Below are 14,210 nucleotides of genomic sequence, written 5' to 3'. Positions count from 1 at the left end.
TCCGCCCCTCCCCTTCATCGTCAGTCCTTTGCTCGGCCAAGCCAGATCGCGACCGCACCGGCGAGCAACACAGCGGCCGAAATGAGCAGCGAGGCATGTGCGCCCGCAATGAACACGTTGTTGCCTCCGACCAGCGAGCCGAATAGGGCAACGCCAAGCACGCTGCCGGTCTGCCGCGTTGCGTTCAGCACGCCCGCGGCGATGCCGGATCGCGACTTCTCGACACTGCCGAGCAGCGTCGAGGTCAAGGACGGCACGAGCAGGCCGAGCCCGCCGCCGAGGACCATAAGCTGAGTGCCGATCGCCCCGTAGCTGGTGCCTGAGGCCACAGGCAGCAGCGCAACGCAGCCCGCGGCAGTGATCACACAAGCCAGTGCAATGGTTTGCGGCGCGCCGAGGCGCTCGCTCACCGATGCGGTGACGAGGTTGGCGGGCAGCACCATGCCCATCATGGGCACGAAGGCGAGTCCTGTTGCGAACGGCGACCAGCCGTTGACCTCCTGGAAGTAGAGACTGAGCACGAAGATCAGGCCGTAGAAGGCGATGTTGAAGAGGAGCCCGACCAGAGCGGTCAGCGCAAACATGCGGTGGCGGAACAGCGAGAGTGGCAGCATCGGTTGTGGCGCGCGCGCCTCGCGCCATACGAACAGGACTCCGATCACGGCCGATGCCACGAAGCCCATGATGACGCGCGGATGGCTCCAGCCGAGCACGCCGCCTTCGATCAGGGCGCCGGCCAGCGTGCCGAGGGTTGCAATCGCCGTGATCTGTCCCGGCAGATCGATCTCGCGCTGCGCGAGCCGCGGCGTCTCCTCGGCATAACGCCAGGCAAGCCAGAGGCCGGCGGCGCCAATCGGCAGGTTGACGAGAAAGATCGCGCGCCAGCCGACTAGCGCGATCAGCGCGCCGCCGACGAACGGCCCCGAAGTCAGTGCGACGCTCGCACCTGCGGCCCAGAAGCCGACCGCGCGGCCGCGCGCCTTCGGATCGGTATAGGTATGATTGAGCAGCGTCAGCGAGTTCGGCACCAGGATCGCTGCTGCCAGGCCCTGCACGGAGCGTGCGGCGATCAGGAATATCGCCGACGGCGCCAGCGCGCAGGCGAGCGAAGCCAACGTGAAGATCGCAAAGCCCGCGATGAATATCCGTTTGGCGCCAATGCGGTCACCGAGCGCGCCGGAGGTCAAAATGAAGGCCGCGAATGCGATGGTGTAAGCGGTCACGACCCATTGCAGCTCGGCCACGCTACCGCCGAGCGAGGTGCCGATGCTGCTCAGCGCAGTATTGACGATGGTGATATCGAGCTGCACTACGCCAAGGCCGAGGCTCGTGGCAGCAAGTGCCAGCGCCGTCGCGAGAGGCGAACGGGATGACGTGTTGTCGGAGTGGGCTAGTTCCGGCTGCCTTGTATTGAACGAAGTTGTTTGCATTGATCCCACTCAGTTTCCTGTAAGAATTTGACGGCCCAGATCAGCCCGCTTTGCGATGGTCATTCGATACCAATCGAATATTCGGAGCCGCGGGATGATCTTTCGCCTCATCGCGGGACTTCCTTCACCGGGCCTGTTGGCGTCCAGGCAACCTATGTCTCGTGATCGAACCAGTCTCGCGGAAACACTACGGTCTTGACCGAAGTATTCGTGCTTGGCACTGCGTCCTTATCGGCGTACGAGAAGGGCATGGACACGGGACCCAAAATCGCCCAAGTCGCAGCACTCATCGGCGACCCGGCGCGCGCCAACATGCTGAGCGCGCTAATGGACGGCCAAACGTTGACCGCCTCGGAGCTCGCGTATGTGTCTGGCGTGGCGCCGCAGACAGCGAGTGGCCATCTTGCGAAACTCAGCGACGCGGGATTGCTCGCGCTCGCAAAGCGGGGCCGACGACGATATTTCCGCCTGGCCTCTCCGCACGTCGCGCGCGTGCTGGAAGGTCTCATGGTCGTGGCGCAGGACGGCCCCGCCCGGCAGCGCAATCTCTGGCGCGGTGGAGAAACGCTCCGGTACGCTCGCACGTGCTATGACCACATGGCCGGCCGCATCGCCGTCGCAATCGCCGACCGGCTGGTCCAACAGTCGTTTATTCTGCTCGACGAGGATGGCGGGCAACTCACCGATGCCGGCCGGTTATTCTTCAATGAGTTGGGCGTCGATCTTCGCCTCGCCTCCAAGCGCCGGGTGTTCTGTCGTCCCTGTCTCGACTGGAGCGAGCGCCGGCCGCATCTGGCCGGGGCGGTCGGCGCCGCCATTCTTGATCACGCTCTCCAGCACAATTGGGTCGAGCACGTCAGGGATAGCCGAGCGCTCGTCGTAACCCCAGTTGGCGTTAGAGAGCTCGCCGCAACGTTCGGCATCGAGGGCGCACCCCCGATGGACGGTCACGATGGGCGTGTTGGATCAGTCTCCGGAGGCCGGGTATCAGCTATAGCGGTCGAATCAGCGTCCCTCGGACGGAGGTAGTAGCGCGATTAGCCACTTTCGGCGGTGGGGACCGGAGCTGAGCGCGAAGTGTTGCGATTGGCCAGACCCCTGTGATTCAAGCTCCCAAACTGGGGCTCGAATCATGCGCTACGAACTCGCTGATCATGAATGGGTTGCCATCAAGCCCATGCTGCCCAATAAGCCTCGTGGCGTTCCTCGGGTAAACGGCCGACGTGTGCTCAACGGCATCTTCTGGGTCTTGCGATCCGGGGCACCTTGGCGCGATTTGCCGGATCATTTTGGCCCGTACACGACCTGCTACAACCGTTTCGTCCGCTGGCGACGAGCTGGTGTCTGGGGCCGCATCATTGACGCACTTGCCGTAGCCCACGATGCCGCTGTCCAGATGATCGACACCTCCATTGTCCGCGTGCATCAGCCTGGAGCCTGCATCACACGAAACAAGCGCCAATCGATGGGGAGGTCACGCGGCGGCTTGACGAGCAAAATTCATGCGGTGGTAGATAGCAATGGTCTGCCGGTACGGCTGGCGTTGAGCCCCGGCGAGGCGCACGACGTTCGACTTGCGGGAAAGCTGCTGTCTCGCCTCAAATCTGGGTCAATGCTGCTGGCCGACCGCCGCTATGACGCGGACTGGATCAGAGAGCTCGCCATGAAGAAGGGCGCGTGGGCCAACATCCCGCCGAGAAGGAATCGGAGCGATCCGATCTGCTTCAGCCCCTATCTCTATCGCTCGCAACCAAGTCGAGCGGTTCTTCAACAGGATCAAACAATGTCGTCGGGTGGCGACGCGCTACGACAGGCTCGCTGCCAACTATCTTGCCTTCGTTCAACTCGCGTCAATCAGGCTATGGCTGCGTCTTTATGAGTCCGCGTCCTAGTCATCCGGGCGACAACGGCAACGATACCTCGCAAAGCGAAACCCTGTCAGTCTGGGCTTCACGGCCGGTCGACATGGTTCGCTTACTCGATTTCATGTTGAAGGATTGGAAGGACAGAGAGGCTATTGACCCGTCCAGGATTGGGTTCTTCGGCTTTTCGAAGGGCGGCTATACGGGGCTGGTGCTCGAAGGTGCCACTTTCGATTTCCAGCGCACTGCATCCTACTGCACCGACAACTCTCGATTTTGCCAGCAGGTTCGGAGCGGCGACGTCCTGCAAAACCTGCCGAGCGACATTCGGATCAGAGCTGCCGTGCTGGCCGATCCTGCACCGACCGTGGCTTTCACGAAGAATACCTTGTCACCCATCCACATCCCGTTACAGGTCTGGCGATCTGAAATAGGAGCGAAAGATCGGGGAGTTGATCCGGAAGGCGTTGCGCGTGTCCTCAATGCCTTGCCGGGCCAACCCCAGGTTCATATCGTGCCAGCCGGCCACTTCGCGTTCTTGCCGCCATGCTCACCGGAGCTTGCCGCAAACTTGCCGCGCTTCTGCACCGATCCGGCGGGCTTTGATCGGGCAGCCTTTCACCGTGATTTCAACGCAAGCGTTCTAAGATTCTTTCGAGAGCATCTCTGAGCGATGGTGGAATCCGCTCAGGCGGTTTGGTCGGTACCCTCGAAAGGACCGCTTTTGGGCCGACGGCCGACATGCAGACGTCTCGGCTTCAACGTCGCCTGCAAAGCGGACGCGACGAATTCATGAGCGCGCGCCTCAAGCCCGCCGCATCAGCTTGAGCGAAGCGGCAAGGCGCAGGCTGCGCTTGCCTGCGAGCGCGATGCCTTCGAGTTCACCGCTGTCCGCCGTACAGCTTCCGGAGAAACCGATCCCGACCTCATAGCCGCCGAAGACGGGATTCTCTTCCTTCGCCGGCGTATGTTCCTGGTTGAGGATCTCACCCTTCCAGCGGCCATCCGCAGACGAATAGGAGCCGAGGTAGTAGAAGAATGCATCGCCGCCGAGGATGCGGCCGTCCATCAGCAGCATGACGCCGGAGAGCCCGGCATCGACACCGTCGAGCGCGCGGATGTGGATGGAGTACAGCCCGTTCGCAATGCCATCAGGCCCGACCGTGCCGCGCGGCGGCAGCGCCGCATCGTCGAGCGGCGCAAGGTTTGCCCAGAACACGCCGTCGGGCATCGGATCCGCCTTGCCTTCGAACAGGATTGTCGATCCCTCCGTCCTGCCGCGCACCTTGATCGCAGCGACGTCGGCGCCCATCAGCGGCTTGAAGTCGGGATCATCATTGTGACGCTCGGTGATCACCTCGCCGATGATCTCGCCATCGCGCTCCTGATATGTGCCGAGATGCGCGAAGGCTGAATTGCCGCCCAGCAGCTTGCCCTCGTGCATGCACATGATGCTGCGGCCGAACGCGCCGTTGATGCCGTACTCAACCTTGTAGAGACCGTCCAGCAATGAAATGGCCCGCAAATGCAATATCGAATCGCCGGCTACCTAGCATTGTCCGACGGCCGTTGCCATCGGGCTTTTCCGCGCAGGAACCGTTGGCCTTCCGCTGCGATGATGCCATCGTCCCGGTGTTTTGCCCGACGCGTCAATCGATTTCGCTAAATCCGCATACCGCCATCCCGGCCTCCCGGCTACTTTGCATGGGGTTGTTTTCGATATTTTTTGTAGGCCGGTCCGGGACGGCATTCACCACGCGCTAGTGCCGCTTGAAATATTGCACCTCGCGCTCGTGCTTTTCGGCCGCCGCACGGCTCTTGAAGGTGCCGAGATTGCGGCGCTTGCCGGTCTTGGGATTCACCTTGCGTGAATAGAGACGATATTCGCCGGATGCCAGTTTGCGGATCATGATCGCGCCTCCCGTTCGTCCAGGACTCAACGACGGGCTTGCGGGCGAGGTTCCCCAAGCAAGCCGCGGCAGAGGCATCCGCAGCAACCTCGCCCATTAGGGCTCTAGCCCGGACTGCCGCAGGACGGGCACCACCTCGCGTGAAGCCAGATAGCGCAGCAGGCGGTCGGCGGCTGCGGCATGCTTCGCATCCGCCATGCGGGCGGCGGAAAACACCGCCGGCGTTTGCAAGGTGTGCGGGATCGGTCCTACCACCTCGATGCCGTCGATCTGCTTCAACTCGCTGACCTGCTGCACGGCGAGATCGGCCTCGCCGGTCACGAGCCGCTCTGCCGTAAAACCTTGCTGCACGATGGTGGCCCCGGCATTGATCTCGGCCGCAATCCCCATCCGCTCGATCAATTCCGCGAAGTAGATTCCGCTCGCGCCGAGTCGTGAATAGGCGACGGATCGCGCGGCCAGCAGCGTCTGGCGCAGCGCACCTTCGGTGACGATATCGGGATGCGCGTGCCCTGCCCTGACGGCAATACCGACATAGGAGCGCGCCAGGTCGACGGCGCTGTCCGCGGCCACGCGGCCTTCGCCGATGACCTCGTCGAGCCCTTCGCGCGTGAGGATCACGAGATCGGCGGCCTCGCCATCGCGCAACCGCTTGAGCAGTGCCTGGGTCGGCGCGAAGTCCGCGTCGATCCGGATACCGGTGGCCGCCTCAAAGGCCGACGAGAGCTGACGCATCGCCCCTAACAGGCCAAGCGTCGAGAGCGTGCGGACGGTATTTTCCATGTGTGATTCCGGGATAGTGATCAGACGCGATGCATCAGCTTGAGCGCGGCGGTCAGGCGCAGGCTGCGCTTGCCGGCGAACGCGGTTGCCTCCAGCACCGCGTGCTCCCCGTCATAGGTGCCGGAGAAACCGATCCCGACCTCATGACCGCCGAAGATCGGATCGTCCTTCGCCGGCGTGTGCTCCTGGTTCAGGATCTGGCCCTTCCAGCGGCCCTTCGCCGCTGTGTAGGTGCCGAGGTAATAGAACGATGCATCGCCGCCGAGGATGCGGCCCCGGTTCAGCAGCATCACGCCGGTGAGGCCGCCATCGACGCCATCGAGCATGCGCAGGTGAACCGAGTAGAGTCCGTCGACGATGCCGCCCTCGCCGGCGCCGCCTGCGATCGGCACCTCGTCCTCCGTGATCGGCGTCATCACCGACTGGAAGGGCACGCCGGGCAACTCCTTCAGCTCCCCCCTGAAGCGATAGAGATCGCCGTCCGGCGTCCCCTTCGCAATCAAGGTCGCATCGTCAGTGCCGGCCATGGCGCGGTAATTTGGATCCGGGTTGTGGCGGACAGTCTTGATTATGACGTCGACGCCGTCGTCCGTCTTCTCGTAGGTGCCGATGTGGGCGAAGGCCGAATTGCCGCCGAGCATCTTGCCGTTGCCGGCATGCATCACGCTCCTGCCGACCGCGTCGCCAAGCTGAAATCGCACCTTGTAAAACCCTTCGAACACCAGCCGCGTCCCCGGCCCTGCGCGCATCCGAGCGCAGTCTATCCCGCTTTCGCCGGCGATGGACAAATTTAGGGCCCGGCATGGCCGCCAGACCGCAGCGGAGATCGTCATCAAAATGCAAAAATCCGCCAGAGCCTTTCGACTCTGGCGGATTGAAAGCAACCCGGACCAGCCCCCCCTGGCCCGGGCCGGGAGGATCTTAGGCCGCGGCCTTCTTGTCGGTCGGCACGGACGAGATCGTCTTCAGGATCTGCGAAGCGATCTGGTATGGGTCGCCCTGCGAGTTCGGACGGCGGTCTTCCAGATAGCCCTTGTAGCCGTTGTTGACGAAGGAGTGCGGAACGCGGATCGAGGCACCGCGGTCGGCCACGCCATAGCTGAACTTGTTCCAGGGCGCGGTCTCGTGCTTGCCGGTCAGACGCTTGTCGTTGTCCGGGCCGTAGACGGCGATATGGTCCATGAGGTTCTTCTCGAAGGCGGCCATCAGCGCCTCGAAGTACTCCTTGCCGCCGACTTCACGCATGTAGGCGGTCGAGAAGTTGGCGTGCATGCCCGAGCCGTTCCAATCGGTGTCGCCGAGCGGCTTGCAGTGGAATTCGATGTCGATGCCGTACTTCTCGGTGAGGCGCAGCATCAGGTAGCGGGCCATCCACATCTGGTCGGCAGCGGTCTTGGAGCCCTTGCCGAAGATCTGGAATTCCCACTGGCCCTTCGCGACTTCCGCGTTGATGCCTTCATGGTTGATGCCGGCCGCGAGACAGAGGTCGAGATGCTCCTCGACGATCTTGCGGGCGACGTCGCCGACGTTCGAATAGCCGACGCCGGTGTAGTACGGACCCTGCGGGGCCGGATAGCCGGACGACGGGAAGCCGAGCGGACGGCCGTCCTTGTAGAAGAAATATTCCTGCTCGAAGCCGAACCAGGCGCCGGCGTCGTCGAGGATGGTGGCGCGCTTGTTGGACGGATGCGGGGTCTTGCCATCGGGCATCATGACTTCGCACATCACCAGCACGCCATTGGTGCGGGCGCCGTCCGGGAAAACTGCAACCGGCTTCAGCACGCAGTCCGAGCTGTGGCCTTCGGCCTGCTGCGTGGAGGAGCCATCGAAGCCCCAGAGCGGAAGCTGCTCGAGCGTCGGGAACGACGCGAATTCCTTGATCTGAGTCTTGCCGCGCAAATTCGGTGTCGGCGTATATCCGTCGAGCCAGATGTACTCGAGCTTGTACTTGGTCATTGAGCCTCTCTGTAGATGATGCGAAAGGTGGGAACCGAGAGTTCCCGCACATTGTACCCGGCCATCATCGGCCGCCCGGTTACAAGCATTTTACGTGCCAAAAGACCGTACTGCTGACCTTTATCCACCGGTGCCGGTCCACGCCGGCAGGCCCGCCGGAGGTCCCCAAATCCGTGCGTCACAGCAGCGCACCTTTCCGTGAAGCTGCACTGCAAAAATCCCGCGGAAAACGCTCGATTCTAATGCAGCCTAGCGCTGCAGTGCCGCTACCGATGAAAGGCGCAGCACCGTCCCGCAATTTTCGCAAAGTCGCCGGCCCGCCTCTCGCAACCTTCGCAATGGCCCAGGCGTTTGGTCACTCGTCCGATGCCTTGGAGGAAGCAAAACATCGGCAGCCCAAGAAATAGGCAGGAAGTGATCTGCTTTTGGGCACTTTGCATTCCCGCATGCTCGGCCAATATCGAGATTCCAGTAACCACAATCGAACGAGTCAGGCGCAGCTTGGAGGCCAAGCGCTTCGACCAAGGAGATATCGAATGATCAACAATGGTCTGAGTGAGGGATCTGCAAAGATCTACCAATTCCCCGTCGGCGGCCGCGCCGCTCTCGGGGGGCGCCGCTATGGCGAGACCCGCCTTCCTGCCGATCACGTTTCGCGTCCCGTGAGCGAATCGATCTGCAGCGATAGCTGGTATCATCAGGAGGCGATCGACGAAGCCAAGCCGAAATGGGACCGATGATGCCCGCCTTCGGTTCGGGACTGCCGTGCTCGCTCGAATCCGGGCGGCAATTCGAAAAAGGGTCGAAACAACGTCGTTTCGACCCTTTTTGATTCTTGGGACCTTGTTGTTGGGACCAGGTTCTCAGATCACCGCACAGGTGGTGACAGGCCGCTTGAGATGCTTGACCGTGGTGGTGCCTGTCTTGCCGAATTTCAGCGTGATGCCCGCCCCTGAATAGCGTGCGCCCGAGACCGTCAGCCGCTTGGCGAGAGTGATCGGCTCGCCGTCGATCTGGACGAAGGCGCGCTTGTCGTAGTCATAAAACCCAACGATGAACTGCGTACCATCGGCACAACGATAGGTCTGGAACGTCTGCGCGCTCGCCGGCCGCGCCTGGAAGGTTCCGCCTGCAAGAAGTCCGAAAGCCAAAATAATGGCCTTGTGCCGGCCCATGATCGCCCCCTGTAATAGACCTCAAGAAAAAACCCGAAGGACGCCTGCTACGCGCGCCCGCCGGTAACATAGCCCAAGCTGATCCCATGTCAGACTCCCCTGCCCGCCACCTCAAGCTGCAAGGCGCCAGCAATTTTCGCGATCTCGGCGGCTATCCGACTGCCGACGGCCGCACGACGCGTTGGCGCCACATCTTCCGCTCCAACCATCTCGGCCAGCTCACTGCGGCCGATGTCGACATCGTCCGCGCGCTCGGCGTAAGGAGCGCGTTCGACTTTCGCGGGGTTGAGGAGCGCGCCGCCGGCGTCTGCGTGGTCAATGAGATCACTGTCCACTCGCTGCCGATCGAACCGACCGTGGTGGCTGCGCTGCGCGCCGAGCTCGCCAGGGGCACGCTGACCGCGCCGGTTGCGCTGGAGATCATGCGCGAGTCCTACCGCAACTATGTCCGCTACAACACGCACAGCTTCCGGACGCTGTTCGGGCACTTGTTGGAGGACCGCGCGCCGCTCGTCATCCACTGCACTGCCGGCAAGGACCGCACCGGCTTTGCCAGCGCGCTGATCCTGCACGCGCTCGGCGTGGCGGACGGCATCATCGCCGAAGATTACCTGCTGACCAACCAGCTCTACCGCCGTGACGCCACGAGCGCGGTCGATCTTCCCGCCGATGTGCTCGACGCCATCGGAAGCGTCGAGGCCTCCTATCTCGATGCCGGCTTCGAGGCCGTGCGCGCCGAATATGGCGATCTCGAATCCTACTTGCGCGATGGGCTCAAGCTCGGCACACCGGAGCGGACCGCGCTGAAGGCGCGCTATTTGCAATTCTAAGCGCCGTGTGCCCGGAGGTCGATGATGCAAGGTAAGGTTCTGATCGTCACCGGCGTGCTCGGCGCGCTCGGCAAGATGGTGGCCGAGGTTGCGCGGGCGCGAGGCGCGCGCATTGCCGGCATCGACTACGCCCCCTCGCAGATGCCGGCGACGGCCGACCGCATCGAGATCGGCGGCGTCGATCTGACCGATGCGGCACAGGCGAAGACGGCGGTCGATACGGCGGCACAGCACTTCGGCAAGCTGGACGCGCTGATCAACGTCGCTGGCGGCTTCGCCTTCGAGACGGTCGGCGACGGCGACATCAAGACATGGCAGCGCATGTATGCGCTCAATGTGCTGACCGCGCTCAACACCTCGCGCGCGGCGCTGCCGCATCTCGCCGCCTCCAAGGCCGGCCGCATAGTCAACATCGGCGCGATGGGCGCGCTACATGCCGGGGGCGGCATGGGCCCCTACGCAGCCTCCAAGGCCGGCGTGCATCGCCTCACCGAGGCACTGGCCAACGAGTGGAAAGGCAAGGTCACCGTGAACGCGGTGCTGCCGTCGATCATCGACACCAAGGCCAACCGCGCGGACATGCCGAAAGCGGATTTCTCCAAATGGGTGACGCCGCAGGAGCTCGCTGAGGTGATCCTGTTCCTCGCCAGCGACGCCGCGAGCGGCGTCACGGGTGCCCTGATCCCGGTGAGTGGACGCGTCTAGTCCGGCACCCCGATTTGCCGCCCTGCACGCCGTCCAGCATCTCGATCCGGATGTGGTACAGCCCATTCCCGATTGTCATCTTCGCGAACGCCCGACTGTCCCCGCGTGCAGGATAGCCGCACCATCGATTCCCGATCAAATGGCGCAGAGGCCTAGGTCCGATCCGGGCTAGACTGCCCGGAACTGATTCTCGAAACGGAACGCAAAGCCTCGGAAGCTTTCTTGGAAACCTCCCTTTATCTGCCCGTCAAACGCTTCCTCGAAGAGCTCGGCTTCACGGTCAAGGGCGAGATCGGCGGCTGCGATCTCGTAGGCTTGAGCGCCGGCGATCCGCCGGTCGTGGTGATCGGCGAGCTCAAGCTCTCCTTCAATCTCGAGCTGATCCTGCAGGCCGTCGACCGCGCGCCGGCCGGCGACGAGATCTGGATCGCCGCAAAGATGTCGGCGCGCGGCAAGGGACGCGAGAGCGATGCGCGCTACCGCAACCTCTGCCGTCGGCTCGGCTTCGGCATGTTAGGGGTGACCGATCGCGGCCAAGTCGAGGTGCTGGTGAAGCCGCCGACGGCAGCCCCGCGCCGCGAGCCGAAGACACGCTCCCGCCTCGTCGCTGAGCATCAGCGCCGCCACGGCGATCCCGTGCTCGGCGGCAGCACGCGGGCGCCGATCATGACCGCCTATCGGCAGCAAGCGCTCGCCTGCGCGGCGGCGCTCGCCGACGGGCCGCGGCGCGTCCGCGAGCTGCGCGAACGTTGTCCGGACGCCGGCAAGATCCTCCTGCACAACGTCTATGGCTGGTTCAAGCGCGCCGAGCGCGGAATCTATGGCCTCACTGAGGCCGGCCAGGCGGCCCTGAAACGCTGGCCGCAGCAACGGGTTAACGTCGATGCCGGTGTCGCCTCTCCGTCCTGACATTGGATCGATGCAAGCCGTGAATAGCTGAGATGCCACATCAAAATCATATTGCAATGCAACATAGGCGGCACTAGGTATCCCGGGATCGAAATGAGGCCCCCATGAGTGCAGACTGGAATACCAAATATGGCACGCGGCGCGTCCGCCACGATCCGCCGACCCTGGACGAGGCGATTTTCGCCGCCGTCGGCATCACCGACGATCAGGACGCGCAGGCCGAGATCGCTGCCGCGCTGATGGGAATGCCGCTCGATGTCGTGCAGGCCGAAGTGAAGAAGCAGGCCCGTACCAACACCCGCATTTCGGCAACCCGCGTCATCGCCGGCGAACAGGGCGCACAACGTTCGGTCGTGGTCGAACGCCGCGTCGTGCGCCGTTTCGGCAACGACAAGCGCACCGGGACCTGAGCGCTTTTTCATTCCCCCAAATACGAAAGCGGACCGGCCTTGCCGGTCCGCTTTTTTGATTCCGGGCAACGCCCCTAAGCGGCGCGATTGCCGTACATGCTGGAGATGAGCTTCCAGCAGGTCGAGTTGAAGCTGAGGATCGCGCGGCCGGCCGTAAACGGCGCTGCCGCGAGATCAGCAAGCTCGGCCTCGGGCGTCTTGGCGAGATCGATCGTGCCTGTCGATTCGCCATGCCGGAATTGCAGATGCGCGCCGAACTTCTTCGCAAGTCCGCGCATAGCGTGATTCTCGGCTCCCGTCGTGATGCGCAGGCGCTTGTAGCCTTTCCAGCGCGCCTCGGCGATCAGGCGGCGGAACAGCACGGTGCCGACGCCTTGGCGGCGCGCCGAGGCTTCCACGCTGAACGCGACCTCAGGCAACGAATCGCCTTCCGGCGGATGCAACTCGGCGGCACCGCGGACCACCCCGTCGACGATATAGGCGACGATCACTGTACCGTCCTCGGCACAGCGGGCGGCATAACGCTCGATGAAGCTGTCGTCGAGAAAACCGTTGAATCGGTCGTGCCGGCTTTCAGGATCGAGCCTCAGAAGGTGATCACGCAGAAGCGGCAGCTCTTCCTGCTGGATCAGTGTCCGCACATAGCCCTGAGCGGTACGGACGGTCTCTTGAATTGCCACGTCAAAACTCCTCTTGGTGTCCCTCGAGGAGGCGTTCGAATCCCTAGGCGCCCAATATTGTGCGTCGCAGCATATTTTTCAAGATGGGAACCTGCCCAAGTTAGAGGCATGGCAAACGACCAATTCGTTAACAGAATCAAGTCCCCATAATCATCCGAGGACGAGCTGCGTCTGGGTCACCACGGCCACCAGCTTGCCGTCCTCGGTCTCCAGCCGGGTCGTCCAGACCTGGGTTCGACGGCCCCGGTGGACGGGTGTTGCCGTGGCGACCAGGGTGGTTCCTTCCTTGGCCCCACCGATGAAATTGGTCTTGCTCTCCAGCGTGGTCGTGCCCTTGGCGTCCTCAGGCAGGTTGATCACGGTCGCAGCCGCCCCGACCGAATCGGCCAGCGCCATCACGGCGCCGCCATGCGCGATGTGGCCGAGCGTGCAGAGATCGGGCCTGACCGTCATCCGTGCCACCACGCGATCCTTCTCGGCTTCGACGAATTCGACACCCTTGAGTTCGGCAAATGGCATCTTCATCGCTTTAAGTTTCTCAAGCGGCGTCATCGAGTCTTCTCCCAATTCGTTGTGTTCTCAACGTGAATGGCTTTGATCAGCAAAGCAATGACGTCCGAGGTAAGGGCCCTGCTGACATCTTTGCCGGCATTTGCGCATATGCTCCTCCCATGCGCCACTTCCCGCCCCGCCGCATCGTCTGCCTGACCGAGGAAACGGTCGAAACGCTCTATCTTCTCGGCGAGCAGGACCGCATCGTCGGCGTCTCCGGTTACGCGGTGCGCCCACCACAAGTGCGCCGCGAGAAGCCGCGGGTGTCGGCATTCGTTTCGGCGGACATTCCAAAAATCCTGGCGCTGGAGCCGGAAATCGTGCTGGCCTTCTCCGACCTTCAGGCGGGCATTGTCGCCGACCTCGTGCGAGCCGGTATCGCCGTCCACGTCTTCAATCAGCGCGACGTCGCCGGCATTTTGGCAATGATCCGCACGCTAGGCTCGCTCGTGGGCGCGGCAGGACGCGCAGAGGACCTCGCGCAAGGCTTCGAATGCCGCCTCGCCACGATCGTCGCAACACCCCGCCCCTTGCCGCGGCCAAAGGTCTATTTCGAGGAGTGGGACGATCCGTTGATCTCGGGCATCGGTTGGGTCTCAGAGCTGATCGAGATCGCCGGCGGCGAGGATGTGTTTCCGGAGTTGCGGCATCGGCACGCCGCGAAGGACCGCATCGTCACGGCGGAGGCGGTGCGCGACGCCGCGCCCGATGTCATCCTCGCCTCCTGGTGCGGCAAGAAAGTCGTGCCCGCGCGCATCCGCCAGCGCGATAGCTGGAGCGAGATTCCGGCAGTGCGTGATGACCGCATCGTCGAGATCAAGTCGACGATCATACTGCAACCGGGGCCGGCCGCGCTGACGGATGGACTGGATGCGATCGTGAAGGCCTTGTGGGGCGAGCGCGAATAACTTCCCCGTCGAGCATCTCGTGTGCCGGACGCGCCGCGACGCGCCAGCATTGCGGTGCTGAGGCGGGACCCATCTCGCAACGAATTCCCGCGTAGCATGG

General features: G+C 63.2%; 18 protein-coding genes. 9 read left to right on the top strand and 9 right to left on the bottom strand.

From position 1 onward, the window contains the following. Positions 1-20: 20 nt before the first annotated feature. Complete coding sequence (locus MTR72_RS10925) at positions 21-1,430, bottom strand: MFS transporter (protein WP_280964223.1); 1,410 nt, start codon at positions 1,428-1,430, stop codon at positions 21-23. Positions 1,431-1,679: 249 nt separating this feature from the next. Here MTR72_RS10925 and MTR72_RS10920 point away from each other — a divergent pair, with 249 nt between their 5' ends. The 3 genes from MTR72_RS10920 to MTR72_RS10905 all read left to right on the top strand — a co-directional run bounded on the left by MTR72_RS10920 (position 1,680) and on the right by MTR72_RS10905 (position 3,962). Continuing rightward, on the top strand, positions 1,680-2,459 hold the full coding sequence (locus tag MTR72_RS10920; protein WP_280964224.1) for an ArsR/SmtB family transcription factor: 780 nt from the start codon (positions 1,680-1,682) through the stop codon (positions 2,457-2,459). Positions 2,460-2,562: 103 nt separating this feature from the next. Beyond that, positions 2,563-3,322 (top strand): IS5 family transposase gene (locus MTR72_RS10915; RefSeq protein WP_445819569.1). Its coding sequence is split into 2 segments (ribosomal slippage): positions 2,563-3,176 and positions 3,175-3,322, totalling 762 coding nucleotides; the frame shifts between segments, so codons are not numbered across the junction. After that, positions 3,306-3,962: an alpha/beta hydrolase family protein gene (locus MTR72_RS10905; protein WP_341510354.1), complete on the top strand. Its 657-nt coding sequence runs from the start codon at positions 3,306-3,308 to the stop codon at positions 3,960-3,962. Before MTR72_RS10915 ends, MTR72_RS10905 begins: the two co-directional genes overlap by 17 nt. A 135-nt stretch (positions 3,963-4,097) precedes the next feature. Here MTR72_RS10905 and MTR72_RS10900 read toward each other — a convergent pair whose 3' ends face one another. The 5 genes from MTR72_RS10900 to MTR72_RS10880 form a co-directional block, all read right to left on the bottom strand. Beyond that, positions 4,098-4,802, bottom strand: a complete 705-nt coding sequence (locus MTR72_RS10900) for a GrlR family regulatory protein (protein ID WP_280970998.1) — start codon at positions 4,800-4,802, stop codon at positions 4,098-4,100. Positions 4,803-5,052: 250 nt separating this feature from the next. Further along, a complete protein-coding gene (locus tag MTR72_RS10895) occupies positions 5,053-5,202 on the bottom strand; it encodes a hypothetical protein (protein ID WP_007609497.1) in 150 nt (49 codons plus the stop codon). A 96-nt stretch (positions 5,203-5,298) separates the two neighbouring features. After that, on the bottom strand, positions 5,299-5,985 hold the full coding sequence (locus MTR72_RS10890) for a substrate-binding domain-containing protein (protein ID WP_280964227.1): 687 nt from the start codon (positions 5,983-5,985) through the stop codon (positions 5,299-5,301). 20 nt (positions 5,986-6,005) lie between these two features. After that, positions 6,006-6,707: a GrlR family regulatory protein gene (locus MTR72_RS10885; RefSeq protein ID WP_280964228.1), complete on the bottom strand. Its 702-nt coding sequence runs from the start codon at positions 6,705-6,707 to the stop codon at positions 6,006-6,008. Between the two features lie 199 nt (positions 6,708-6,906). After that, entirely contained in the window at positions 6,907-7,941 is a 1,035-nt protein-coding gene (locus MTR72_RS10880; RefSeq protein ID WP_280964229.1) for a glutamine synthetase beta-grasp domain-containing protein, read from the bottom strand. A 536-nt stretch (positions 7,942-8,477) separates the two neighbouring features. Here MTR72_RS10880 and MTR72_RS10875 point away from each other — a divergent pair. Continuing rightward, positions 8,478-8,681 carry a DUF2735 domain-containing protein gene (locus tag MTR72_RS10875; protein WP_280964230.1) on the top strand — a complete coding sequence of 68 codons (204 nt, stop codon included), beginning with the start codon at positions 8,478-8,480 and terminating at the stop codon, positions 8,679-8,681. Between the two features lie 123 nt (positions 8,682-8,804). Here the strand turns inward: MTR72_RS10875 and MTR72_RS10870 are convergent, their stop codons facing one another. Next, complete coding sequence (locus tag MTR72_RS10870; RefSeq protein WP_280964231.1) at positions 8,805-9,116, bottom strand: MliC family protein; 312 nt, start codon at positions 9,114-9,116, stop codon at positions 8,805-8,807. A gap of 86 nt (positions 9,117-9,202) precedes the next feature. On the opposite strand from MTR72_RS10870, the gene MTR72_RS10865 reads away from it, so the two are divergent. The 4 genes from MTR72_RS10865 to MTR72_RS10850 all read left to right on the top strand — a co-directional run bounded on the left by MTR72_RS10865 (position 9,203) and on the right by MTR72_RS10850 (position 11,970). Continuing rightward, a complete protein-coding gene (locus MTR72_RS10865; protein ID WP_280964232.1) occupies positions 9,203-9,946 on the top strand; it encodes a tyrosine-protein phosphatase in 744 nt (247 codons plus the stop codon). Between the two features lie 24 nt (positions 9,947-9,970). Next, positions 9,971-10,651: an SDR family oxidoreductase gene (locus MTR72_RS10860; protein ID WP_341510353.1), complete on the top strand. Its 681-nt coding sequence runs from the start codon at positions 9,971-9,973 to the stop codon at positions 10,649-10,651. A 222-nt stretch (positions 10,652-10,873) separates the two neighbouring features. After that, on the top strand, positions 10,874-11,560 hold the full coding sequence (locus tag MTR72_RS10855) for a DUF2161 domain-containing phosphodiesterase (protein ID WP_280964234.1): 687 nt from the start codon (positions 10,874-10,876) through the stop codon (positions 11,558-11,560). A 104-nt stretch (positions 11,561-11,664) separates the two neighbouring features. Continuing rightward, complete coding sequence (locus tag MTR72_RS10850; RefSeq protein ID WP_279370234.1) at positions 11,665-11,970, top strand: hypothetical protein; 306 nt, start codon at positions 11,665-11,667, stop codon at positions 11,968-11,970. 74 nt (positions 11,971-12,044) lie between these two features. Here the strand turns inward: MTR72_RS10850 and MTR72_RS10845 are convergent, their stop codons facing one another. After that, positions 12,045-12,650: a GNAT family N-acetyltransferase gene (locus MTR72_RS10845; RefSeq protein ID WP_341510352.1), complete on the bottom strand. Its 606-nt coding sequence runs from the start codon at positions 12,648-12,650 to the stop codon at positions 12,045-12,047. A gap of 150 nt (positions 12,651-12,800) precedes the next feature. Beyond that, positions 12,801-13,202 carry a PaaI family thioesterase gene (locus tag MTR72_RS10840; RefSeq protein ID WP_280964236.1) on the bottom strand — a complete coding sequence of 134 codons (402 nt, stop codon included), beginning with the start codon at positions 13,200-13,202 and terminating at the stop codon, positions 12,801-12,803. Between the two features lie 119 nt (positions 13,203-13,321). Between MTR72_RS10840 and MTR72_RS10835 the strand changes: the two genes are divergently transcribed. Further along, positions 13,322-14,110, top strand: coding sequence for a cobalamin-binding protein (locus tag MTR72_RS10835; RefSeq protein WP_341510351.1), 789 nt, complete (start codon positions 13,322-13,324; stop codon positions 14,108-14,110). The last annotated feature ends 100 nt before the right edge of the window (positions 14,111-14,210 follow it).

The organism is Bradyrhizobium sp. ISRA442 (genome assembly GCF_038085055.1).
GTDB lineage: Bacteria > Pseudomonadota > Alphaproteobacteria > Rhizobiales > Xanthobacteraceae > Bradyrhizobium.
Note: the sequence above shows the minus strand (reverse complement) of the source record. Positions and strands in the feature narration are given on the sequence as shown.

Bases quoted from the DNA above. Each gene is read 5' to 3' on its own strand.
- MTR72_RS10925 (WP_280964223.1), bottom strand. From the start codon at position 1,430: ATGCAAACAACTTCGTTCAATACAAGGCAGCCGGAACTAGCCCACTCC.
- MTR72_RS10920 (WP_280964224.1), top strand. From the start codon at position 1,680: ATGGACACGGGACCCAAAATCGCCCAAGTCGCAGCACTCATCGGCGAC.
- MTR72_RS10905 (WP_341510354.1), top strand. From the start codon at position 3,306: ATGAGTCCGCGTCCTAGTCATCCGGGCGACAACGGCAACGATACCTCG.
- MTR72_RS10895 (WP_007609497.1), bottom strand. From the start codon at position 5,202: ATGATCCGCAAACTGGCATCCGGCGAATATCGTCTCTATTCACGCAAG.
- MTR72_RS10890 (WP_280964227.1), bottom strand. From the start codon at position 5,985: ATGGAAAATACCGTCCGCACGCTCTCGACGCTTGGCCTGTTAGGGGCG.
- MTR72_RS10880 (WP_280964229.1), bottom strand. From the start codon at position 7,941: ATGACCAAGTACAAGCTCGAGTACATCTGGCTCGACGGATATACGCCG.
- MTR72_RS10875 (WP_280964230.1), top strand. From the start codon at position 8,478: ATGATCAACAATGGTCTGAGTGAGGGATCTGCAAAGATCTACCAATTC.
- MTR72_RS10870 (WP_280964231.1), bottom strand. From the start codon at position 9,116: ATGGGCCGGCACAAGGCCATTATTTTGGCTTTCGGACTTCTTGCAGGC.
- MTR72_RS10865 (WP_280964232.1), top strand. From the start codon at position 9,203: ATGTCAGACTCCCCTGCCCGCCACCTCAAGCTGCAAGGCGCCAGCAAT.
- MTR72_RS10860 (WP_341510353.1), top strand. From the start codon at position 9,971: ATGCAAGGTAAGGTTCTGATCGTCACCGGCGTGCTCGGCGCGCTCGGC.
- MTR72_RS10850 (WP_279370234.1), top strand. From the start codon at position 11,665: ATGAGTGCAGACTGGAATACCAAATATGGCACGCGGCGCGTCCGCCAC.
- MTR72_RS10840 (WP_280964236.1), bottom strand. From the start codon at position 13,202: ATGACGCCGCTTGAGAAACTTAAAGCGATGAAGATGCCATTTGCCGAA.
- MTR72_RS10835 (WP_341510351.1), top strand. From the start codon at position 13,322: ATGCGCCACTTCCCGCCCCGCCGCATCGTCTGCCTGACCGAGGAAACG.